The 23,344-nt window shown below is 52.7% G+C and carries 23 protein-coding genes; 20 read left to right on the top strand and 3 right to left on the bottom strand.

Annotation, left to right across the window (positions count from 1 at the left end):
• Positions 1 to 36 precede the first annotated feature (36 nt).
• Positions 37 to 372 carry a hypothetical protein gene (locus EVJ22_RS06600; RefSeq protein WP_071399216.1) on the top strand — a complete coding sequence of 112 codons (336 nt, stop codon included), beginning with the start codon at positions 37 to 39 and terminating at the stop codon, positions 370 to 372.
• A gap of 52 nt (positions 373 to 424) precedes the next feature.
• On the opposite strand, the gene EVJ22_RS06595 is transcribed toward EVJ22_RS06600, so the two are convergent.
• Entirely contained in the window at positions 425 to 853 is a 429-nt protein-coding gene (locus EVJ22_RS06595; protein ID WP_131443531.1) for an HIT family protein, read from the bottom strand.
• A 132-nt stretch (positions 854 to 985) separates the two neighbouring features.
• Here EVJ22_RS06595 and EVJ22_RS06590 point away from each other — a divergent pair, with 132 nt between their 5' ends.
• Positions 986 to 2,038, top strand: coding sequence for a hypothetical protein (locus EVJ22_RS06590; RefSeq protein WP_071399218.1), 1,053 nt, complete (start codon positions 986 to 988; stop codon positions 2,036 to 2,038).
• 50 nt (positions 2,039 to 2,088) lie between these two features.
• On the opposite strand, the gene EVJ22_RS06585 is transcribed toward EVJ22_RS06590, so the two are convergent.
• Positions 2,089 to 2,343 (bottom strand): GlsB/YeaQ/YmgE family stress response membrane protein, encoded by a 255-nt coding sequence (locus EVJ22_RS06585; RefSeq protein WP_070327866.1) that lies wholly within the window; start codon positions 2,341 to 2,343, stop codon positions 2,089 to 2,091.
• A 168-nt stretch (positions 2,344 to 2,511) separates the two neighbouring features.
• Here EVJ22_RS06585 and EVJ22_RS06580 point away from each other — a divergent pair, with 168 nt between their 5' ends.
• Entirely contained in the window at positions 2,512 to 3,249 is a 738-nt protein-coding gene (locus tag EVJ22_RS06580) for an ABC transporter ATP-binding protein (protein ID WP_071399219.1), read from the top strand.
• Complete coding sequence (locus EVJ22_RS06575) at positions 3,246 to 4,376, top strand: ABC transporter permease (RefSeq protein WP_131443530.1); 1,131 nt, start codon at positions 3,246 to 3,248, stop codon at positions 4,374 to 4,376. The genes EVJ22_RS06580 and EVJ22_RS06575 overlap by 4 nt, the downstream gene beginning before the upstream one ends.
• 44 nt (positions 4,377 to 4,420) lie before the next feature.
• On the opposite strand, the gene EVJ22_RS06570 is transcribed toward EVJ22_RS06575, so the two are convergent.
• A complete protein-coding gene (locus EVJ22_RS06570) occupies positions 4,421 to 5,719 on the bottom strand; it encodes an ammonium transporter (protein WP_131443529.1) in 1,299 nt (432 codons plus the stop codon).
• Positions 5,720 to 5,847: 128 nt separating this feature from the next.
• Here EVJ22_RS06570 and EVJ22_RS06565 point away from each other — a divergent pair, with 128 nt between their 5' ends.
• From EVJ22_RS06565 to EVJ22_RS06490, 16 genes are all read left to right on the top strand, one after another.
• Positions 5,848 to 6,153 carry a MerR family transcriptional regulator gene (locus EVJ22_RS06565; RefSeq protein WP_071399222.1) on the top strand — a complete coding sequence of 102 codons (306 nt, stop codon included), beginning with the start codon at positions 5,848 to 5,850 and terminating at the stop codon, positions 6,151 to 6,153.
• Positions 6,154 to 6,269: 116 nt separating this feature from the next.
• Positions 6,270 to 7,319, top strand: coding sequence for a uroporphyrinogen decarboxylase (hemE, locus tag EVJ22_RS06560; protein ID WP_070327861.1), 1,050 nt, complete (start codon positions 6,270 to 6,272; stop codon positions 7,317 to 7,319).
• The gene (gene hemH, locus EVJ22_RS06555; protein ID WP_070327860.1) at positions 7,316 to 8,245 is read left to right on the top strand and encodes a ferrochelatase; all 930 of its coding nucleotides are present in this window, start codon (positions 7,316 to 7,318) and stop codon (positions 8,243 to 8,245) included. The genes hemE and hemH overlap by 4 nt, the downstream gene beginning before the upstream one ends.
• Positions 8,238 to 9,623, top strand: a complete 1,386-nt coding sequence (gene hemG / locus EVJ22_RS06550; protein ID WP_071399223.1) for a protoporphyrinogen oxidase — start codon at positions 8,238 to 8,240, stop codon at positions 9,621 to 9,623. Before hemH ends, hemG begins: the two co-directional genes overlap by 8 nt.
• A gap of 84 nt (positions 9,624 to 9,707) precedes the next feature.
• On the top strand, positions 9,708 to 10,601 hold the full coding sequence (locus tag EVJ22_RS06545; RefSeq protein WP_071399224.1) for a Cof-type HAD-IIB family hydrolase: 894 nt from the start codon (positions 9,708 to 9,710) through the stop codon (positions 10,599 to 10,601).
• Between the two features lie 71 nt (positions 10,602 to 10,672).
• On the top strand, positions 10,673 to 11,662 hold the full coding sequence (gene lplA / locus EVJ22_RS06540; RefSeq protein ID WP_071399225.1) for a lipoate--protein ligase: 990 nt from the start codon (positions 10,673 to 10,675) through the stop codon (positions 11,660 to 11,662).
• Between the two features lie 155 nt (positions 11,663 to 11,817).
• Complete coding sequence (locus EVJ22_RS06535) at positions 11,818 to 12,291, top strand: PTS sugar transporter subunit IIA (RefSeq protein WP_233589623.1); 474 nt, start codon at positions 11,818 to 11,820, stop codon at positions 12,289 to 12,291.
• A 103-nt stretch (positions 12,292 to 12,394) separates the two neighbouring features.
• Complete coding sequence (locus EVJ22_RS06530; RefSeq protein WP_071399227.1) at positions 12,395 to 13,939, top strand: long-chain-fatty-acid--CoA ligase; 1,545 nt, start codon at positions 12,395 to 12,397, stop codon at positions 13,937 to 13,939.
• A 96-nt stretch (positions 13,940 to 14,035) separates the two neighbouring features.
• Positions 14,036 to 14,338 (top strand): metal-sensitive transcriptional regulator, encoded by a 303-nt coding sequence (locus EVJ22_RS06525; RefSeq protein WP_070327854.1) that lies wholly within the window; start codon positions 14,036 to 14,038, stop codon positions 14,336 to 14,338.
• A 12-nt stretch (positions 14,339 to 14,350) separates the two neighbouring features.
• Complete coding sequence (locus EVJ22_RS06520) at positions 14,351 to 16,462, top strand: heavy metal translocating P-type ATPase (RefSeq protein ID WP_071399228.1); 2,112 nt, start codon at positions 14,351 to 14,353, stop codon at positions 16,460 to 16,462.
• Positions 16,459 to 16,665 carry a cation transporter gene (locus EVJ22_RS06515; protein WP_071399229.1) on the top strand — a complete coding sequence of 69 codons (207 nt, stop codon included), beginning with the start codon at positions 16,459 to 16,461 and terminating at the stop codon, positions 16,663 to 16,665. The genes EVJ22_RS06520 and EVJ22_RS06515 overlap by 4 nt, the downstream gene beginning before the upstream one ends.
• Before the next feature lie 341 nt (positions 16,666 to 17,006).
• Entirely contained in the window at positions 17,007 to 17,669 is a 663-nt protein-coding gene (locus tag EVJ22_RS06510) for a response regulator transcription factor (RefSeq protein WP_071399230.1), read from the top strand.
• Positions 17,670 to 17,698: 29 nt separating this feature from the next.
• Positions 17,699 to 19,045 carry a sensor histidine kinase gene (locus EVJ22_RS06505; protein WP_233589622.1) on the top strand — a complete coding sequence of 449 codons (1,347 nt, stop codon included), beginning with the start codon at positions 17,699 to 17,701 and terminating at the stop codon, positions 19,043 to 19,045.
• 121 nt (positions 19,046 to 19,166) lie between these two features.
• Entirely contained in the window at positions 19,167 to 19,637 is a 471-nt protein-coding gene (locus tag EVJ22_RS06500) for a competence protein ComK (RefSeq protein ID WP_070327851.1), read from the top strand.
• Positions 19,638 to 19,739: 102 nt separating this feature from the next.
• On the top strand, positions 19,740 to 22,793 hold the full coding sequence (locus EVJ22_RS06495; protein ID WP_370246364.1) for an efflux RND transporter permease subunit: 3,054 nt from the start codon (positions 19,740 to 19,742) through the stop codon (positions 22,791 to 22,793).
• 135 nt (positions 22,794 to 22,928) lie between these two features.
• On the top strand, positions 22,929 to 23,339 hold the full coding sequence (locus EVJ22_RS06490; protein ID WP_131443527.1) for a hypothetical protein: 411 nt from the start codon (positions 22,929 to 22,931) through the stop codon (positions 23,337 to 23,339).
• Positions 23,340 to 23,344 lie beyond the last annotated feature (5 nt).

The following is a 23,344-nucleotide window of genomic DNA, read 5'->3' as shown; positions in this document are numbered from 1 at the left end:
TTATTTTAAAATGAGGTCAAAGGAAGGTGACCTCCAGTGGACAAGCAAAAGCGTTGGTTCGATGACATGCTAGACTTGTACAACGCGGCGAAACAACTGGGAGATGACCCTTGGGCACATAAAATAATGGAAGCACTCGAGGCGGGATACGAAGCGTCAGAACAGAACGAACAGACGCGTAAACAAACTTTGCTTGAAAAGCGACTTTTTGAAATCGACACCCGTCTAAATGAATTAAGAAAAGAGTTCGAACAAGCGGAGTCTGTCAAATCTCGTCAGCAACTGTATGAGCATGCGATCAAATTGCAAATAGAACGGGCACAAATTGAAGAAGAGCGGAAGCGGCACTTCAATTCGATCAACTCGTCATGACACACAAGAAAACGGACCAGGCTCTCGGAGGAGTCTGGTCCGCTTGTTTCGTTCAAACACGTTGTTTGATTTGAGCCGCGAGCGTGCTCATTTCTTCTGGCGTGTACGCATCGTTATGGGTTTCCCATTTCGCGTCGAAGCCGTCTTCGTGGCCGTATCGCGGGAGCAAGTGAATATGGAAATGGTACACTGTCTGACCGGCGATTTGTTCGGCGTTCGAGAGGACGTTCATCCCGATCGCGCCCGTTTCGCGTTGAATCGCGCTCGCGATTCCCGGGACTGCTTTAAAGACGTCACTTGCGACGTCGCTCGGAAGTTCGTAAATGTTTTTGGCATGATGTTTCGGGATGACGAGGGTATGGCCTTTCGTCACTTGGGAAATGTCGAGAAAAGCGACGACGTCATCATCTTCGTACACTTTGTAAGAAGGGATGTCGTTGTTGACGATTTTACAAAAGATACAATTGGCATCGGTATGCATCGTATTTCCTCCATTCATGAAATGACTGATCGATTTCATCATAACACGGAAGTTCAGGCGAAAGAATGATTGTCCTCGTTCTCACGTCATCCTACAATAGAAGGACAAGAGAAAGTGATAGGAGTGGAGAGAATGGCGTATGAACGATCGAAGAAGACGACAAGGCAGCGCAAGATTCGCCTCGTCATCGTCCTAGCCGTTTTGCTCGTCTTAGCGACGGGGGCAATCTATATATGGGGCTATAAGCCGGCGGAGGCGAACGCGCAAATCCACGTTCGATTCAAAGAGGCTCTGTTGACAGAAGACGTCGCTTTCTTTGAGCAGACGGTTGAATATGAGACTGAGCCGCTTACGCGCGCTGAGGCACTCCGGTTCATGCGTTGGCTGAACGAAGAGAAATCGATTCGAGGTGAGGCGATCTCTGAGGTGGCGGCGGACCGCGCCGATGAACGTCAAGGTATGGAGTCAGTCGGGTTGTTCCGCTTGCTTGATACGGGAGACGGCCGGTTCGGTTTTGCGGATTATCGGATTGAGCTGTTACCGCAAACGTTCGTTGCGACGTCAGACGTGCCGTTGACGAACATATGGGTCGATGGGACACAAGTAGGCCGGATTGATGTGGCGGGCGACAGCTTGACGGTCGAGCGGATGCCAGGCCGGTACGACGTCAAAGCCGTCGCGGTCGTGAACGGGGAGACCGTCACGCGAACGGAGACGGTGACGCTCGTTCGGGAGGAACAGCTCGCTTTCGCGCTACAGCCCGAAGCGAACGAGACGATCGCCGGTCAGTTCGATATCGAGCGGGTCGAGCTGATCGAGATTGAAGTCGAGGCGAGGACCGGGCATTCGCTTGAAACGATTGAGTCGGTTATGAACAAGCGGGAGAAGGCGGTCGTCGAACAGCTCGGTGAACCGCTTGAACGGGACGGCGACGTGTGGCGGTATGACGGCATGGATGTGACATTTGTTAAAAAGAAAGTGAACCAAATTGACATCGATTTGGACAAACGGACGGACGATATGGTCGCCCTCCTCGGTGAACCGAATGAACGAATCGAGACAGAGCTTGGGATCGAGTGGCGTTACGATCGCTCGCTGTTCGAATCGATTTTCACGTTGCTCGGTTTAGAAACGGATAAACGCTTCATCGAACGCGACGGGGCGATGTATTTACTGTTAAGTTGAACGGAAAAACGGGACCCTCGTGTCGAGGGTCCCGTTTTTGTAGCACTGGATTAGCGCTTTTTGTTCATTGATTTCATAACGAACGATACGATCAAGATCAAGATAATCGCACCAAGAAGTGCTGGAATAATCGCGATGTCAGCGATGATTGGTCCGAAATCAGGGAAGATCAATCCACCAAGCCAAGCACCAATGATACCAGCGATGATGTTACCGATAACGCCACCTGGTACGTCTTTACCTAAAATAAGACCTGCTAACCAACCGATGATACCTCCGACGATCAAATAAAGAATAAAACCCATGCAAACATTCTCCTCTCTGTTTTGTCCATTGTTCTCAATAACAATTTTATGGAACAATGGAAGTGATGAATAAGTTTTTAAAATGCCTTACAGTAGAGAATATTCCCATGTGACAATTTTTAAAACATATATCACAAAAAAAAGTTGAAAATAAGGGGTGGAGTTTTCATGTTACACGTCGAACACTTGAACGGCGGTTATATAGGTAAACAAGTGCTACATGATGTTTCGTTTGAAGTAAAAAAAGGTGAGCTCGTTGGGCTGATAGGGCTAAACGGTGCCGGGAAATCGACGACGATCAAACATATTTTAGGATTGCTTGAACCGATTTCGGGATCAGTCGAAGTCGACGGAGAAACGTTGCAATCATCCGAAAAAAATTATCGTAAGAAAATAAGTTATATACCTGAGACACCGATTTTGTATGACACGTTGACGTTACGTGAACATTTGTTGTTGATGGGGAAAGCGTACGAGATCGACAGCCGTGACCTCGAGATGCGGACGGAACGATTGGCCCGCGACATGCGTATGGAGAAACAGTTGGACTGGTTCCCATCCGTCTTCTCGAAAGGGATGCGCCAAAAAGCGATGATTCTGAGCGCGCTCGTGACGAAGACGCCGCTCTTGATCGTCGACGAACCGTTCGTCGGTCTCGATCCGCTCGCGATACGTCAACTGCTCCGCCTATTTGATGAGTATAAACAAGATTGTGCGATTCTCATGTCGACGCATATCCTCGAGACGGCGGAACGTCACTGTGACCGGTTCGTGTTTCTCCATCAAGGAGTCGTGATCGCGACCGGTACGGCAGCGCAGTTGCGTGAAAAATATGCGCTCCGTCCTGACGCGACGCTCGATGACATTTATGTCGAGGCGATCGAGGCCGAGGAGCGGGCGCAATGAGGGTGTTTAACGCTCGGTTTAATGGTTGGATGGAAGAAGTCGTGAAGTATAGCCGCTATGTGGCGAACGGGGGTCTCTTGTTCACGCTCTACTTCACGCTCATTTACGGAGGGTTCGTCTACAATCAATTTTTAAACGAACTCGACCCGGCGTTTCCGAGCGAATGGGTCGTCGCGCTCGTGTTTTTGCTCTTGCCACTCGGGCATCGGCCGCGGACGTTGCTTCAAGAAGCGGACCAAGTGTTTTTGTTGCCAGAGCTCGGTGATATCCGTTCGTATATGAACGGGGTCCGTCTGTTCAACGTCGTGTTTGCGAGCGTTCGGGCGCTCGTCGCCATGCTCGTCGTCTTGCCGCTCATCGTCCGGACGCAAGCGCTCACGCCGGCAGAAGTAGGCGCCATCGTCGCAGCGAGCGTGTTGCTTTCGGCAGCGGGTCGCCTCGCAAAGCTCGAATTGGTCTCAAACGTGGTGCTCTTCAGTGCGCTCGCGAGTGGAGTCATCATGATTTTCGGTGTCCCGTTATTGACGCCGGTGCCGGCGCTTGTCGCGCTTGTCTTGCTTCATCTAAGACGACACGACCGCATCCCGCTCCTTGATTGGCTCACGCTCGAGCAGAAGAGCAAGGCGCAGTTCGACCGTGTCATCAGTTGGTTCGTCGACTTGCCGGCGATGCGGGAAGAAGTGAAGGAGAGAAGTGTCATCGTGCGAGCGCTCGAGCGTTCGGTGCTCAGACGCGCGGATGCCGCACGTTATGTCTATGGCTTACGTGTCATCCGTTCGAAAGACTCGCTCGACCTCGTGTTCCGCCTTTCTGTCGTGGCGTTCATCGTCATGTGGCTGTCGGGTGGCTGGTATGTCGGCTTGGTCGTCCCGCTGTTTGTCGGTTTGACGGCACTCCAACTCGTGCCGCTCTTCAAACGACTCGATACGATGTCGATCGCTTCATGGTTGCCGATCACGCGTCTTGAACGGTTGGCGGGTTACAAATGGTGGATGAACCGCTTGCTGATTGGTCAGTTGGTCGTCCTGACGCTCGGGTCGGTCGCTTTCGGTGCTAGAGTTGACGCGGTCGCGGGAGTCGTGCTCGGCTATCTTGTCATCCGTTACTATTTAGGGCGGTTGAAATGAATAAGGGACACCCTTCCGCGTGGAGGGTGTCCCTTTGACTGCTGTTATTTTTTTGGTGACATGACCGACACGCTCGAGCCGAGAATCTTCGGCAGACGAGCCGGAGTGTCAGTTTCCGCATCGATTTCACCGTACGCCGATACACCGTGCTCGGCGATATCGAGTCCGACGTCTTCTTGCTCCTCAGTGACACGGAGACCGATCGTCATGTCGAGTAGTTTTAAGAAGGCGTAGCTTCCGCCTCCGGCGATGACCATTGCGATCAAGACACCAAGCGCCTGGACGCCGAGTTGTGACAAGCCGCCACCGTAGAAGAGGCCGGCCGAACCGATGCCGGTGATCTCGACGAGACGCGGTGATGCGAAGAACCCGAGTGCGAGTGTTCCGATGATGCCAGCGACACCGTGGACCGAGAAGGCGCAGAGTGGGTCATCGATATATTTCGCCATGAGGATACTCGTGCCGTATGTTGCGATGGAAGCGAGGGCGCCGATGACGACAGCGGCCCATGGTTCGACAAAGGCACAAGCGGCTGTGATGGCGACGAGCGCACCGAGGACACCGTTGACGACTGAAGGGATATCGGCCGTCTTCTTGTGGATCATGACGATGGCGAGCGCGCCGAGCGCACCGGCAGCCGTAGCGAGCATCGTCGTAAGTGCGACATAACCGAAGAATCCGTCAGCGACCGACATCGTCGATCCCGCGTTGAATCCGAACCAACAGAGCCAAAGGACGAGTCCGCCGACGACCGTCAAGACGTGGTTATGACCGGCGAGTGATTCTGTTTTCCGTCGTGGTTTCAAGATGATCGTCGCCATGAGGGCAGCCATCCCACCTTGAAGATGGACGACGGCTGAGCCTGCGAAGTCCTGCATCCCCATTGAGCCGAGGAGTCCACCCGCCCAAACCGAGCGAGCGACGATCGGATAGAGAATGGCGACGAAGAAGATACCGAATAAGACGTAAGCCGACAGTTTAGCCCGTTCAGCAAATCCGCCCCAAGCGATTGCGAGCGCAACGGCGACGAATGACAATTGGAACAAGAATTTAATGTCGAGCGAGACGTTGGCCCAGTCGAGGCTCGTGAACGATCCGTTTAAAAAGAATCCTTCAGTCCCGAACCAGCGGGGACCATCCCCGAATGAGAGGCCGAACCCGACGGCCCAAAAGGCGAGTGCCGCCACAGAGAGGCTGATGATTTGTTTGACAGCGACATGCCCGGCGTTTTTAGCCCGGAGCGTCCCGGTCTCGAGTAAGCCGAAACCAAGTTGCATCGTCAAGACGAGCAGTGCGGCGATGAGTACGAACAGCGTGTCCATATAATACATAATTTCTTCCATGTTGCGATTCCTCCTTTTAGCAAGTGTGATTTCAAAAGTTGGTTTCAGTTTAAGACGAAATGAACGGGTTGGATTGCAATTTGTCAGATTATCTGACATAGTTTTTTTGAGAAGGGAGATGGCGGACGATGGACTACAAGTCGAAGAAAGTGATTGGAATGGGCGTCATTACCGAACTGACCGGGCTTTCTGAACGACAAGTGCGCTATTATGAGGCGAAAGGACTCGTCTTCCCGGAGCGGACAAAGGGAGGCTCGCGTAAATATTCTTTCCATGACGTCGAGCGGTTGATCGACGTGGCGTCAAAGCTTGAGGACGGGTGGCGGATTCAAGACATTAAAGAGCGCGAGAAACGTCTATCGACGAGACAGCGTGATGAATTGATCCGGGGTCAGCTCAATTCGGCGTTCCGTACGTATCCGACAAAGAAATGACACAATGAAAACACAATGAAAATGCTTCACATTAGCATTATTCTAATTAATTTCTGTATAATGTTTTTGAGTTCACATACCTATAGAAGAAGAGTGTAGGAGAATTATAGAGGGGAATGACGCGACGTATGAACGATACTATTTTGAAGGCGTTTCGAGGAGAGGCGACAGACTATGTGCCGGTCTGGTATATGCGCCAAGCCGGACGCTACCAACCAGAATATCGTGAGATCAAGAAAACGAGGACGTTGTTCGAAATCACACACGATTCAGAACTATGCGCCTACGTGACGGAACTCCCGGTCAAGCAACTCGGAGTCGACGCGGCCATTCTGTACAAAGATATTATGACGCCACTCCCGTCGATGGGCGTCAACGTAGAAATTAAGAGCGGGATTGGCCCAGTCATCGATAATCCGTATCGGACGATGGAGGACGTCGAGCGCTTAAAACCGCTGAATGTCGACGACATTTCGTACGTGCTCGAGACGATCCGTTTGCTTCGAGAGCGTCTTGAAGTTCCGCTCATCGGATTCTCGGGAGCACCGTTCACGCTTGCGAGCTATATGATTGAAGGCGGTCCATCGAAAAGCTATCATCGGACGAAAGCACTCATGTACGCTGAGCCGGACGTTTGGAACGCGCTCATGGACAAACTTGGAGACATGGTCATCACGTACGCCAAAGCACAAGCCGAGGCCGGTATCCAAGCGTTCCAATTGTTCGATTCATGGGTCGGGACGCTCAGCCGCAAAGATTATGTCCGTTACATTAAACCGACGACTGAGCGCATCTTCACTGAATTGCGCACACTCGACATCCCGCTCATCATGCACGGTGTCGGAGCGAGCCATCTTGTAGAAGAATGGCAAGATCAGCCAATCGACGTCGTCGGGCTCGACTGGCGCTTGTCGGTTCAAGAAGCGCGCGATCGCGGCATTACGAAAGCGGTGCAAGGAAACTTGGACCCGTCGTTCTTGCTTGCACCATGGCCGGTCATCGAGGAGAAAGTGAAAGAAATCCTCGATGAAGGAATGAAACAACCGGGCTACGTCTTCAACTTGGGACATGGGGTGTTCCCAGAAGTCGACCCGGCCGTACTCGTCAAATTGACAGCATTTATCCATGACTATTCACGTGAAAAAATGGGAGGCAAATCATCATGAAAACAGTCGGATTACTCGTAATGGCTTATGGAACACCATATAAACCGGAAGACATTGAACGATATTATACGCACATTCGTTACGGACGCAAGCCGGCACCGGAAGCGCTCCAAGATTTGACGGAACGCTATGAGGCGATCGGGGGCGTATCTCCGCTCGCGAAGATCACAATCGACCAAGCAGAGACGCTTCGAGACATTTTGAACGAGCGTCACGCTGGTGAAATCGACTTCAAATTATATATCGGTCTCAAGCATATCGAACCGTTCGTCGAGGATGCGGTCGCGCAAATGGCGAACGACGGCATTAAAGAAGCGGTCTCAGTCGTTCTTGCGCCACATTATTCGTCATATAGCGTCAAGTCTTACAACGGACGCGCCCATGAAGAAGCGGCGAAATACGACATCGAGATCCGTTCGGTCGAGTCGTGGTACGATGAGCCGAAATTTATCAATTGGTGGGCTGAAGCGATCAAAGAGACGTTCGCGAACTTGCCGGTCCCAGCTGAGAAGGCATGCTTGATCGTGTCGGCGCATAGCTTGCCAGAGAAGATTTTGGCCGGTGGCGACCCGTACCCGGATCAGTTGAAAGAGACGGCAGATAAGATCGCGCAAGCTGCTGGTGTCATCAACTATGAGGTCGGTTGGCAGTCTGAAGGCAACACGCCGGATCCTTGGATCGGGCCGGACGTCCAAGATTTGACGGCTGAACTTCACGAAAAACATGGCTACGAGGCGTTCGTCTATACGCCGGTCGGTTTTGTCGCTGACCACCTTGAAGTGCTCTTCGACAACGACGTGGAATGTAAAGTCGTTTGTGACCGCCTTGGCGTTCACTATGCACGTCCAAATATGCCAAACGCAGAGCGGAGCTTCATCGAAGCCGTCGCAGATCGGATGGAAAGCGTGATCGTGCATCATGCGTAATTTGACGATTGTCGGTGGTGGGATCACAGGTCTCACCGCCGCTTTTTATGCCGAGCGTTATTTGCCGGAAGACGTGTCGATCACGCTGTTAGAGGCGAATGACCGGGTGGGCGGAAAAATCGATACGTTTGAGACCGGCGAATTCGCGGTCGAGCGCGGTCCTGACTCTTACGTGTTCAGGAAGACGGCGATGACCGAGTTGATCCATGACGTCGGTCTCGGGGACGAGCTCGTCCGGAACGGGGTCGGACAAGCGTACGTCTTGCATCATGACGGGTTACATCCGATCCCGAAACAGACGGTGATGGGCATCCCGCTCGACGTCGACGCGTTCAAGCAGACGTCGCTCTTGTCAGAAGACGAGCACGCGGCATTGCGGACCATGCTGTTGTCGCCCCCAGACATCATTCCCCCAGAGACGGACGTCTCACTTGGCCTCTATCTTCGAGAACGGGTCGGGGATCCGATTGTCGACCGATTGATCGAGCCGCTATTGTCGGGTATTTATGCCGGCGATATCGACAAGATGAGTGCGCTGTCGACGTTCCCGCAGTTTATCGAAGGTGAGAAGAAGTACGGTAATCTATATGAAGGGATGCGCCATCTTCGTCCCGAACAGCGTGTCGCTGAAGTCGGCGCAAAGAAAGTCGGACAGTTCGCTTCGCTCCGGCGAGGTTTGAAGTCGCTGACGGACCGTCTCGCGGAACGGCTTGAGCGGACAGAGGTCATCTTGAACTGTTCGGTCGAACAAGTCGAGGAGATGGAGACAGGCTATCGTCTGCTCACGAATCGTGGCGATATGGATTCAGAGCGTCTCGTACTGACGGTCCCGCCGCGTCTCATTCGTCAGTTCTTACCGAAAGTCGACAGTGATTTCTTGGCCGATATGAAGCCGCATGCGACCGCGACGTGCTCACTCGTCTTTAAAGAGACGGACATCGAGCTCCCGTTCGTCGGTACGGGCTTCGTCACGAGCCAAGAAGCGGACGTGATGATCACGGCGTGTACGTTCATCGATCAAAAATGGCCACACGCCGTGCCGGACGGCTATCATGTTCTCCGTGTCTTCCTCGGCCGTCCTGGTGCTGACGAGATCGTCGATGCACCGGATGAGGACATCGTGGCGACGGCGCTCCATGACTTGGGCGGTTTGATGAACATCAAAGCCGCACCGCTCCAGGCGGTCGTCAGCCGGCTGCGGGACGGATTGCCGCCGTACGCGGTCTTCCACGCCGACCGGGTGCGAGCGCTTCGGGCCGAGATGAGCCGAGTTTATCCGGGCGTGCTGCTCGCGGGGATCGCCTACGACGGGATCGGCATGCCGGATTGTATTAAGAGCGTCCACGAGCAGATCAAACAGTTAGCAGAACTTGGTTAAGGATTTGTGAAGAGAGGTGTCGGATTTTTCCGTCGGCCTCTCTTTTTGTTATAGTTAGAAGCGAAAGAGAAAAAGAGGGAGTGGATGTTGATGACAACGTATAAACTGTTCGTATCCGATATGGATGGCACGATTCTGCACAACCACACAAAAATCGCACCGGAGACGGCTGAAATCGTCCGCGCCGCCGAAGAACAAGGGATTCGCTTTGCGATTGCGACGGGACGCAATTACTTCAACGCGAAAGAGATTCTCGATGAGGCCGGTCTCACATGCCCGATCGTCTCGTCAAACGGAGGCCGCGTCTTGACCGAAACGGGAGAAGTGCTCCATGAAATCGATTTGACGGTAGAAGAAGCGCTCGAAGTCGTGTCGGTGCTTCATCAAGACCATAAGTATTCGGACATTTTCTACGAGATGTATTCGGAAGCGGGACTTGTCGCAAGTCGCCTCGATTTGATCGATGCGACGATGGAGAACTTGAAGCAAAATGGTGACGACCGGTCGCTCGAGATGTATGAGTTCTTCCGGAAGCGTTATTACGTCAACGAAGACGTCCGTCTCGTCGAGGATATCGAGGACTTCATCAAAAACGAGGCTGGACGCGTCTATAAATTCATCGCGTTCTCAAGTCATTTTGAGAAGATGTCATCACTATGGACTGAAATCGATGAGCGTGTCGACGGGGTATACGTCACGTCATCAGGGAACGACAACATCGAAGTGATGGCGAACGGGGCCGACAAAGGTCACGGCGTCAAGAAGCTCGCTGAGCACTTCGGTGTCGATTTGTCAGAAGTCGTCGTCATCGGTGACAACTTGAACGACGTGCCGATGTTTGAAGTCGCCGGCAAAGCGATCGCGATGGGCAACAGTCACGACGACTTGATCGCGATCAGCCACCATGTCACGGAACGTCATGACGAGTACGGCGTCGCGAACGCGTTGAAACGCATCATGAGCGGTGAATGGAAGTAAACAGGTTGTAGAGTGGATGATTCGTCTCGTATAATACAACTAACGAACATCCGATTAGGAGGAAACCGACTGTGAAATTTATCTTTAACCCGGACATCCGGGACCCGAAACTCAACTTGGCGGTCGAGGAGTATATCCTCAAACATTTGAACGTCGAGCACGAGGACTACTTCTTGTTCTATATTAACGGCCCGTCGATCATCATCGGGAAAAACCAGAACACGTCAGAAGAAGTCAACTTGAAGTATATCGAAGAGAACGGGATCGACGTCGTCCGTCGCTTGTCTGGAGGCGGTGCCGTCTATCACGACGAAGGCAACTTGAACTTCAGCTTCATCACGAAAGATGACGGCAATTCGTTCAACAACTACAAGAAGTTCACACAGCCGATCGTCGATGCGCTCAAACAACTCGGTGTCGAAGCGGAATTGACCGGTCGTAACGATATTCAAGTCGGCGAACGGAAAATCAGCGGGAACGCTCAATTCACGACGCGCGGTCGCATGTTCAGCCACGGGACGCTCATGTTCAACTCGAACATCGAGGAAGTCGTCAACTCGCTCAACGTCTCGGAAGAGAAGATGCGCTCAAAAGGCATCAAGTCGGTCCGGAGCCGGGTCGCCAACATTACGGAATTTTTAGAGGAAGAGATGGAGATGGACCGGTTCGTCGAGGCCCTTCTCCATTCGATCTATGATGGTCAAGACCCGGAACGTTACGTGCTCCGTGACGAGGACTGGGAAATCGTTCAAGATATCTCGAAAGAACGCTACGCGAACTGGGACTGGAACTTCGGGAAGTCACCGAAGTTCGACGTCGAATCGAAGCGTCGCTTCCCGATCGGCACGATTGACGTTCGTTTGAACGTCAATAAAGGGACGATCACAGAAGCGAAAATCTACGGCGACTTCTTCGGCGTCGGTGATATCCACGACGTCGAGCAAGCACTCGTCGGGACGCGATTCGAACGAGCCGCGATTCGGGAACAATTGTCACACCTCGACGTCAAGCATTATTTCGGTAACGTCGACTTAGAAGAACTGGTCGATCTCATTAGCTGAGGCGATTTTGCAGGAGGATGGTCTGTTTCAGAGACCATCCTTTTTGGCGTTTTCGTGAAACCTTGTGTGTAGCATTGCGAGTCGTTGTGGGAAGGCGTATCATAATCAGTGCAAGCGTTTTCTTTAATGGAGATGAGCCAATAGGAGGAATGAAGATGTGCCGTTTCATCACAGAATGGATGGACACGAATTGGATGTGGGTGACCGATCAACCGACGTTCGAGCGAGCCGTGCTCGCGATTGGTCTCGAGCTAGAAGGAAAAGGGATTGTCGATGATACGTTCGCGCAAGTCATCATCGAGCAGGAGCACACGATCCCGTCCGGAGTGACGGACGTCGCCATCCCGGTCGCTGTCATCGACGTGCCGAACCGGATCTCAAAGCGCGATGGCATCACGCTGCTCCACTTGAACCGTCCGTTCGACATGCGGACGATCGCCGGAGAATTGGTCTGTGCAGAAATGATCTTTATCATCACAGCGACGACTGACGAGAAGAAGCAGACGTTCCATAAGTTGATCGACGATCTGCTCATGGATGACGAGTCGCTGCAAGCGCTCGTACATGTGCAAAGTCGGACTGGGTTGTATCATTTGCAGACGATGGATTTGAAAGCGTTTTCTTCATGAGGCGTTTCATGTACAATAGAGATAACTGAAAAAGGGCGCGGTTGCCGTGCTCTTTTTTACGGCTCAAGAGTGAATCGTCATTCATTTCTAAAGGGGGATTACTATGGCAAACTTAGTAACAGCGTTACAAGGGGTTGTGGCCGCGCATCCAAATAAGGCGGCCTACGTGTTCGGGGAGGACACGGTCAGCTACGAGCAGTTTTTCGGACAAGTCCAAGCGATGGCATCGACGCTTGAACAGAAGGGGATCGACAGAGGGGACCACGTCGCGCTCGTCCTCGGGAATAGCCCGGCGTTCTTGATTTCTTATTTTGCGGTCCTCGCGCGAGGGGGAATCGTCATTCCGATCAACCCTACATATACGCCGGACGAGATGGCTTATATTTTACTCGATGGAGACGTGAAAGCGATCGTCGCCTTGTCGCCGCTCGTCGCGCAAGCCGAAACGGCGCTCACGAACTTGCCGCAGTTGAAACTTGTCATCTCGGTACCGTATGCGGATGTGCCCGCAATCGAGCGCACAGGGGATATCGAATTTATGGCGTTTTCAAAAGCGTTCGCCTCGGGCGTGACGGCGCTAGTCGAGGTCGATGAACAAGACGTCGCCGTCATCTTATATACGAGCGGGACGACAGGTAAGCCGAAGGGGGCGCTGTTGACCCACCTCAACTTGTTCTCGAACGCGCACTCGATCGGAGAATATCTCGAGATCACACCGGACGATAAGGCACTCGCGGCGCTGCCGATGTTCCACGTCTTCTGTTTGACAGTCATCGTCAACGCACCGCTCCTGCGCGGGGCGACGATCATTATCTTACCGAAGTTCTCGCCGCAAGACGTATTCGATCTCATTCCGAAGCACCAGGTCAGCATTTTTGCCGGTGTGCCGACGATGTACAACTTCTTGTTGCAAACGGCGCTGAAAGTACCGGCTTACGCGTCGGCGCTCAAGCACGTCCGCGTCTTCGTCTCGGGCGGGGCGAGCTTACCGGTCCAACTGCTCGAATCGTTTGAACAAAAGTTTGAGTGTAAGATCCTTGAAGGGTATGGCTTGTCAGAGGCATCGCCGGTCACTTGTTTCAACCCGCTCCACGGAGAACGGAAAGCGGGATCGATCGGTCCGTCGATCGTCCACGTCGAGAATAAAATCGTCGACGAGCTCGGTGAAGAAGTCGGCGTCGGCGAAGTCGGGGAACTGATCGTCCGCGGTCCGAACGTCATGAAAGGCTATTACAAACTGCCTGAGGAGACGTCGATGACGCTTCGGGACGGATGGCTCTATACGGGCGACTTGGCGAAACGTGACGAGGACGGATATTTTTACATCGTCGACCGGAAAAAGGACATGGTCATCGTCGGTGGTTATAACGTCTACCCGCGAGAAGTCGAAGAAGTGTTATACCAACACCCGGGCATCGTCGAGGCTGCCGTCATCGGCGTGCCGGATGCCGAGCAAGGTGAAGCGGTGAAGGCGTTCATCGTCACCCGCGATGAACTTTCGGTCGACGAGATCCGCGCGTTCGCGGCGACGAAACTTGCCAAGTATAAACAGCCGAGCCACATCGAGATCATCGATGAGTTACCGCGAAATACGACTGGTAAGATTTTGCGGACCGTTTTGAAAAGCGAGGCGTTTCAACGCAACTGAATCAAGCAAGGGCGACACATAATTGTCGCTCTTTTTTTATTTCGTACGTTTGACACCGTTACGGGGTAGGGGTATATTAGACGTGAGGTGATAACAATGGATGAATTCTTGCACGAACAACCGCTCGTCCCACGCGAAGACGCCGAGCGAGTTGCGCTCAGTAAACGGCTGCGCCGGATCGAAGGACAAGTCCGTGGGATTCAAAAGATGGTCGAGAGCGACCGATATTGCGTCGATATCTTGACGCAGACGTCGGCTATTCAAGCCGCGTTAAAGCAAGTCGAGATGCAGCTGCTTGAGCGTCATATGCGCAAATGCTTGGTCCATGCGAGTGAAACGGAAGACATGGATCCATACATTGATGAATTGATGACAATTGTCAGCCGCATTAAAAAGTAAGGAGGTGCCCGTATGAAGACCGTCGAACTGTCGATTCAAGGAATGACATGCGCCGCATGCTCGGCCCGAATCGAGAAAGTGTTGAATAAGATGGACGGGGTCGAGGCGACCGTCAACTTGCCGCTCGAGACGGCGACAATTCGCGTCGAGGACGGCATCACCGAAGAGGAGCTGATCGCCCGAATCGAGAAGATCGGCTACGGGGCGGAACGGAAAGTCGAGCTTACACCGAAACATGACCTCCGCCCACTAGAACGGAAAGTGCTCATTTCGGCGCTTCTTTCGGCGCCGCTCTTACTCGTCATGATTACCCATATCCCTGGGTTAATGTTCCATGCCGATTGGCTCATGAACCCGTGGTGGCAATTCGCGCTCGCGACACCGGTCCAGTTTTGGATCGGGGCCCAGTTTTATCAAGGGGCGTATAAGAGCCTGAAGAGCGGGGCGGCCAATATGGACGTCCTCGTCGCGACGGGGACGTCCGCCGCCTACTTCTATTCCGTGTTCGAAATGCTCATCCATCCGATGAATCCGTCCCTTTACTTCGAGACGAGCGCTGTGTTGATCACGCTCGTATTGCTCGGGAAATGGTTGGAGGCACGGGCGAAAGAAAAAACGACAGATGCGCTCAAATCGCTTCTGTCATTGCAGGCGAAAGAAGCAATCTTACTCGTCGACGGGGAAGAACGGTCGGTGGCGATCGACCTCGTCAACGTCGGCGACGTGATCGTCGTCCGTCCAGGTGAGAAAGTGCCGGTCGACGGTAAGATCATTGAAGGTGAAACGGTCATCGATGAATCGATGTTGACCGGAGAATCGATCCCGTCGGAAAAAGGTGTCGGTTTTGATGTCGTCGGTGGAACGATCAATCGATCGCATCGCTTCTTGATGGCGGCAGAGCGTGTCGGTAGCGAGACGATGCTTGCGCAAATCGTCCGTGTCGTCGAACAGGCGCAAACGGACAAAGCGCCAATTCAACGACAGGCCGACCGAATCTCCGGCGTGTTCGTGCCGATTGTCGTCGCCATCAGTGCCGTCACGTTCGTCGTTTGGTTGTTCGGGTTTAATGATCTCGATATGGCGATTCGGTCTTCGATCGCCGTCCTCGTCATCGCTTGTCCGTGTGCGCTCGGACTTGCGACCCCGACCTCGATCATGGTCGGGACCGGCCGTGCGGCTGAACAAGGCGTCCTCTTTAAAGGGGGCGGTCAACTCGAATCATTGAACGGTGTCGATATCGTCGTGTTCGATAAGACGGGAACGCTCACGAACGGGACGCCTGAAGTCGTGGCGACGTTCGGTGACGAGTCGTTCTTACAACGGGCGGTCATGGCCGAGCGTCAGTCGACGCATCCACTTGCGGAAGCGATCGGTCGTGGCGCCGGCGTCGGGCACGTAGAACGGGTCGAAGAGTTATCGGGCCGAGGATTGAAAGCGGTCGTCGATGGGAAAGAGCTTCTTATCGGTTCAAGTCGAATGATGCGCGAGGTCGGATTCGCTCTGCCTGATTGGGACATGCAAGCGATGACGCCGGTTTACGTGGCGAGTGAATCTGAAGTCGTGGCGGCGTTCGGTCTTCAAGACCGGTTGAAGGAAGGTAGCCGCGCCGTCGTGCAACGACTTGCGACGACGAGACAAGTGTACGTTTTGACGGGGGACCGAAAAGAAGTCGCGCTCGACGTGGCGCGTGAACTAGGCATCGCTGAAGCGAATGTTATTGCCGAAGTGTTGCCCGTCGAGAAGGCAGATCACATCGAGGCACTGAAACAGCGTGGCCGCGTTGCCATGGTCGGTGACGGGATGAACGATGCGCCTGCGCTCGCCGTCGCGGACGTCGGTATCGCCTTTGGCAGCGGGACGGACGTCGCTTTAGAAGCGGCGGACGTGACGATCATGGGTCGAGACATCGGAGGCGTGGATCGGGCGATCGAGATGAGTGCACTCACGATGCGAAACATCCGTCAAAACCTGTTTTGGGCACTCGCCTATAATAGCTTTGGTATACCGATTGCCGCGGCCGGTTTGCTCGCTCCATGGATTGCCGGGGCGGCGATGGCGTTCAGTTCGGTTTCGGTCGTATTGAACGCACTGCGATTAAAAAAACAAGGAGGACATCAAAAATGAATGAGACAGTCTTGAAAGTAGAAGGTATGACATGTAACCATTGCAAGGCAGCGGTTGAAGGGGCTTTGACCGAGTTAGAAGGCGTCGAGTCGGCCATCGTCTCGTTGCAAGATCACCGGGTCGATGTCATCCATAACGATACGATTTCCGTCAAAGCGATGATCGAAGCTATCGAAGAACAAGGTTACGACGTCAACGCATAACGACCGAATCCCGCCTGTGAGGCGGGATTTTTTTGTGATGTTCTCATGCTAGAAACTATGATATAGTATAGATGATAATGAGAATCGGTATCAACGGGAAGGTGGGGTTACGATGGAACTCGTCATGATCAGCGGTGTGTTGGCGTTACTTAGCGGGGGGACGGCCTTCCTCGCTCAACAATTGCGGACACGGCCGACACGGTGAGGAGGGGAAACCCTTCTTTTTTTTCGTTAACTTACGCGATTGACGGTACATCCAGACGGTTCAAAACGAGTGATTTCCCATCATTCGTCGACAATTGTTTGATATGATGTTAAAAAATGCTGCAGAGGTGACTAAAATGTACACAATCTATTTAGTCGATGATGAGGTCAATTTAAACAAAATGCTCGTCACGTATTTAGAGCAAGAAGGCTACCATGTCCGTTCGTTCACAGATGGTGTATCAGCGCAAGCCGCGATTCAAGACGAACCTGACTTATGGGTGCTCGATATTATGCTGCCGGACCTCGATGGCTTTCAGTTGTTGAAGCAAATCAAGGCGACGAACGCCAATACACCGACGATCTTCATTTCGGCCCGTGATGAGGATATCGATAAAATCATCGGACTGGAGATGGGTTCGGATGACTACATCGCGAAACCGTTCTTACCGCGCGAGCTCGTCATCCGGGTCAAAAAATTGATCGATCGGGTGTACGGGTCGAAATCGAACGAACATATCGAGTATGGGGAATACACGATTTATCCGGACAAACGACTGATCAAGCATGCTGCGGATGATATCGATTTGACGTCCAAAGAGTTCGATTTGTTGTTGCTCTTCCTCGAACATCCGGGCTCGGCGCTGTCGCGTGAGCAAATATTAGAAGGTGTTTGGGGTCGCGACTATTTCGGCTCAGACCGTGTCGTCGATGACTTGGTCCGACGCTTACGGAAGAAGTTGCACCGACTCGAACTTGAGACGCTGTATGGGATCGGTTATCGACTCGTTAAGCCATGAGACTTCACGAACTTAAGCCAAAACGGCTCATGTGGAAAATCTGGGTATTGATTTTGCTCATCATCGTCACCTTGGCGTTGATGATCTTGTTGACGGTCCGCTCCTCGATCACGCAGTTCATCGATGAACAAGTGTATGAGACGCTTCAAGATGTCGATTATTACCTCGGAAATACGAACGAGCTCGAAAATATTCCGAGCAACCCGATCGAGTACGATCGGCGTCAGCAAGAATCACGTTCGGTCAATCAGCTTATCTTTTTGCCGAACGGACGCATCATTTACGGCTCGGCCCCGCTCGAGCTGACGAATCGGATGTATCAAGAGGCGCTCGAACAGACGAGCGAGGTCGCCAAATATCAGACGACGATCGATGGGGAAGACGTCTACTATACGATTCGTCAAAACGAATATGACGGTGCCCTCATCTACCAGGCGTCATACGCCTGGGACGCTTATCGCCGTGAGCTCGTCTCGACATTGTTCTGGCGTATCTCGATTTTAATTGGTGTCATCAGCCTCCTGTCACTCATCCCGGCCCTTTGGATGTCGAGAGAGTTGACGAAGCCGATCGTCGAGATGGAACGGGCCGTTGAGAAAATTTCGAACCGCCAATGGGAGACGGTGTTACCACTCGCCAGGGAAGACGAGCTCGGACAATTGGCGCGGTCAATCGACGCGATGCGCCAAGAACTGCAAGAGCAAGATTTGGCGCAACAGGCGCTCTTACAAAACATCTCTCACGATTTGAAGACGCCGATCATGGTCATTCGCGGCTATGCCCAGTCAATCGGGGACGGCATCTATCCGACCGGAGACTTGAAAGGGTCGGCCGAAGTCATTGATGAAGAAGCATCGCGTCTCGAGAAAAAAGTGGTCGACTTGTTATACGTCACCAAGTTGGAGTATTTTAAAGGTCAAGAGATGAAGCTCGATCCGATCAACCTCGATAAGTTGGTCGAACTGCTCATCGACCGCTTCAAACTCCGAGGCAATCTCGAGTGGACGTTGACCGGCCACGCAGGCGAGATGCTCGGTGACGGGGAACAGGTTCGGGTCGCGCTCGAAAACGTGCTCGACAATGCGATTCGTTACGCCGAGTCGACGATTCAGGTCGAGCTCGAACGAACGGATGCAGGAATCGACATCGTCATTAAAAATGACGGCCCGTCGGTCGATGAGAACCTTGACCTGTTCCATCAATTTTCCCGTGGGAAACAAGGCAAGTTCGGTCTCGGCTTATTTATCGTCCAGCGCATCGTGACCCTCCATGGCGGAACCGTTACCTTGGGTAATACGAACGATGGAGTTGCTGTCCAATTCCACTTCCCACACCTGAAAGACACACAAAAATTAAAAACAGATGACAGATTTTAAAAACCAGCCTGCGAACGGCTGGTTTTTTTAGTGGGAAATGTCGACGAGCCGTTTGCACACGTTTAAGGAACTTGTTATGAATAACGTGTAAGTCATATCATACGTTTTGGAGGAAGAACAGATGACACAGTTGACGAATGATACAAGAGCGTTGGTTCCGGTATTTAATGAGTACGGTGAGGCCGAGACACTCGTCTATCAGCCCGATGGCGTTCACCGTCTAAAAGGCTCTCCGATTCACTTGCTCGAATCGGCTTGTCTCTATTATGGATCAAGTATTCAAGGGCGAATCGAAGCGGCCCGTCACGTGCTTGGTCCTCATCGAAAAACCCCTGTCGTCATGGATTGGCATGCCGATGCCGTCTTTTTCCCGACGATCGCCAAAGAGAGTCCTGATTGTGCGTGGATCAATTTTCAACATGTCACGGGCATCAAAAAGTTTGGTAACGGGACCCGGATTCAATTTCTGACCGGGGAATCGATTCAAGTCCCTGTCTCCGATCATACGGTCCAACGGCAGAAGCAGCGGTCGATTGAATTATCTTATGCGTTCCAAAAACGTTTCCATAGTAGCACATTGCATCACGTTTAAGGATTGAAAACTGATTCAAACCCCTCTATGATGAAGAAGAATAGTTCATATGTGTATTTGCACACCATCCGAAAGCGAGGGGTCAATATGTTTTTTCAGAAAATGATTGAGCGAGGAAAATTGATTATTGTATTTTTACTCGTTGCAATCGTCGTCGGGGTACTCACGTTTTTCCAGCTCCCGAAACGTGAAATCCCAGAGACTAGCGTCAATATCATTCTCATTCAGACCCCATATCCAGGGGCGACCGCTGAAACGGTCGAACGGAACGTCACAAACATCCTTGAAACCGAGCTAAGAGGGCTTGAAGGGGTTGAGAACGTATCGTCGCTGTCGGCGTCGGAGTTCTCGAATATCACCGTCGAGTATGAAGACGGATTTGATCAAGGCGAACTGCAAGCGAACGTGAGACAGGCGATCTCAGACGCGGCGCCTCGGTTACCTGACAACGCCTTAGCACCGACGGTCAACGATTCGATCGGTCAGCTTCCGGTCGCTTCCTATTTGTTGACGTCGAGCGATCGCGAGTCACTTGAAGCGGTTCGAGAACATGTCGAACGGCTAGAAGACCGTTTGTTACGAACAGATGGTGTGACCGGGTTCACGATCAAAGGGCTCCCGGAAACAGAATTTGTCGTCTCGCTGGATTCCGAAGCGCTTGGGGAACGCCAACTCGCATTCCCAGACGTCTTGACGGCAATCAACGAAGAATATAAGACGACACCGCTCGGCCGTCAATCGACGGACGACGGTATTTATCAATTGGCGATCGATAACTTGACGAACGTCAACGACATGAATCAAGTCATCGTCGGGTCTGTCGACGGTGAACCGGTCCGCCTTGCCGATGTCGGTACGGTCGAAGAGACGACGAAAGCAGTCACCGACCTCGTCTCACTCGACGGCGAACCGGCAATCTCGCTCACAGTATCAATCGAGTCAGGTCAAGACATCCCGACGTTGCAACAACGCGTCGACGAAGTCGTCGCTTCTGAAGTGGGAGACCTAGACGGGGTCGAACTCGTCACTTATTACGATCAAGCGAAAGCGGTCGATGCAATCTTCTCGTCACTTACGAAAGAATTCATCATCGCCATGATCGCAGTTATCGTCGTCACGACGATCGGGTTGACGTTCACAGGGTCACTCATCGTCAGCTTGGCGATTCCATTGTCATTCTTGATCGCACTCATCCCACTACGCTTCACGGGAGTCGATTTGAACCAAATCTCGATCATCGGGGCAATCATCGCGCTCGGTATTCTCGTCGATGACGCGATCGTCGTCAACGACAACATTTTGCGTCGCTACCGGAAAGGCGATACAGCCATGGTCGGTGCCGTTCGCGGAACGAAAGAAGTCTGGGGATCGATCGTCACGTCGACGCTCGCCGTCGTCTTCGCGTTCTTACCGCTGACACTCTTGTCAGGCGCGAACGGGAACTTTATCCGAGCGTTACCGACAGTGCTCGCGTTGTCGGTGCTCGCATCGATGGTCATCAGTTTGACACTCGTGCCGATCGCACAGTATTGGTTGAACCGGAAGAAAGTGAAAGTGTCGAAGCGGGAGCCAGGCTGGCTCGGCGGACCGCTCAACCGTCTCAGTAATTTTTATGCGGATCGGTTGCTCCCGTTCGTCGCTAAACGGCCGTGGACGTTCGGAGTGGTCGGGTTTGTCATCACGACAGCACTATACGGGCTGATTTTGTTGACACCGTTCGAGTTCTTCCCGGCTGCAAACCGACCAGAAGTCGTGACGAGCGTCACGTTCCCGGTCCAAACCGACTTAGAAGAGACAGAACGTCGCCTCCAACAGATCGAGGCCGAATTTCAACAGATTGACGGTGTTACCGAGACCGCCATTTTCGCTGGCGGCGGGCTTCCGAGCTTGTTCACCGGTGGACTCGACCAGTCAGGTGACAATGCAGGACAAGTCGTCGTCCGAGTCGACAACGAACAAATCGATGCGATTCAGTTGATTGATGAGTACACGTCGCAAATACGCGAAAACTATCCCGACGCTGAAATCTTCTTAGATACGCAGCAGCAGGGACCACCGACGTCTGCCCCGGTAGAGTTCACAATGCGCGGTGAAACGATCGAAGAACTTGTCGCTGCACGGGATACGGTCAAGGCTGACCTCGAAGACATCGATGGTGCGCTCGTGCTCGACAACATTAAAGAACCGTTCCAGACACTCACGTACGAATTGAACCGAGAAGCGATGGCTGCTTCTGGAGTGACCGCGAAAGCAATTAGCGATCAAATCCGGTTAGTCACAGACGGCATCCCGATCGGTACGTTCGACGATGGTGTCGAACAACGTGATGTGAAAATCGTCGTCGATGCGGCCGCAAACCGCGAGGCGCTCGCCCTTGACGAGATTCTCGTCCCGGTCGACACGGAAGCCGGTCCGCCGGTCGCACCGCTCAGTACGTTCGTCACCGAAACGACGACTGAACAGATCCAACAGATTCCGCGTGAGAACGGGGAGCGGATCGTCACGCTTCAAATCTATGCGACTGAAGGGATGGACGAAGATGCGTTCAAACAAGACGTTGAACAGATCCTTGATGACGCAAAATCAGACTTGACGAGCGATGGCATCTCGTTCGAACAGTCAGGAGCGAGCGATACACAAAACGAGTTCTTCGTTGAACTCGCGACGTTGTTCATCGTCGTCTTGTTCTTGATTTTCTTGATCATCGCATTCCAGTTCAATTCACTCTCATTGCCGCTTCTCGTCTTGTTCACGATTTACTTGGCGATTGCCGGTGCGGTCGTCGGGCTGTTCATCACGCAGACGCCGTTTAGCTTCATGGCATCGATGGGGATGGTCTCACTCGCCGGAATCGTCGTCCGGAACGCGGTCGTCTTGTTCGAATTCATCGAGCAAGGAATTCGCAGTGGAATGTCCGTCACGACAGCGGTATACGAGGCAGGACGTGCTCGGATCCGTCCGATTCTCCTGACGGCGTTGACGGCGGTCGTCGCGCTACTACCGGTCGCGTTCGGTGAAGACCCGCTCTTCAAACCGCTCGCCATCTGTATCGTGTCGGGAATTCTGTTCTCGACCGTACTGACACTCGTCCTTGTTCCGGCTTATTACTTGATCTTGGCGAAACGTCGCCATCGGGATAAACCGTTCACGGATTGATCAGCAAGCGAATCGGCGCCCGGTCCAAATTAGGACCGGGCGCCTGTTTGTTTGTCTCGTCAAGACTGATGTTTTCGTCAGATGTTGTATGGGTATAATATGAAGAGATACTTCAGCATATTGGAGGGAATATAGATGAACGATTCATACACTTGGTTAAATCGTCGTAAGATCCGTCCGGCCTATAGTGCGACCGGGGCTCGTACATATACGAGCGAACGTGTCGTCCGACCGGATGCCGCACGTGGGAAGCGAGTGACAGACGTCAAGCGGGTTCGCCGGCCTTACACGGATGAATATGGAAACCGCCGCTATACGACAGGACGCGTCGTCGTGACGGACGCGGCCCGTAAAGCACGGGCGAACGGTCACGGTGAGACGGCCGTTCAACTTGAATTGTCGGTTCCGACACCGTACGAACGTGTCAAAAAGATGATTCCGACGAAGAAAATCCTCGTGCCTGCGATGGCTGGGATCGCCGTCGCCGGAGGAATCGCCGGAGTGATTTACGCGCTTCGCAAGAAAAAACGAAACAAGAAACAATAAAAAAA

It is taken from the genome of Exiguobacterium sp. SH0S7 (assembly GCF_004337195.1).
In the GTDB taxonomy this organism is placed as follows: Bacteria; Bacillota; Bacilli; order Exiguobacteriales; family Exiguobacteriaceae; genus Exiguobacterium; species Exiguobacterium aurantiacum_A.
The sequence above is the reverse complement of the archived record's forward strand: the minus strand, read 5'-3'. Positions and strand labels throughout refer to the sequence as shown.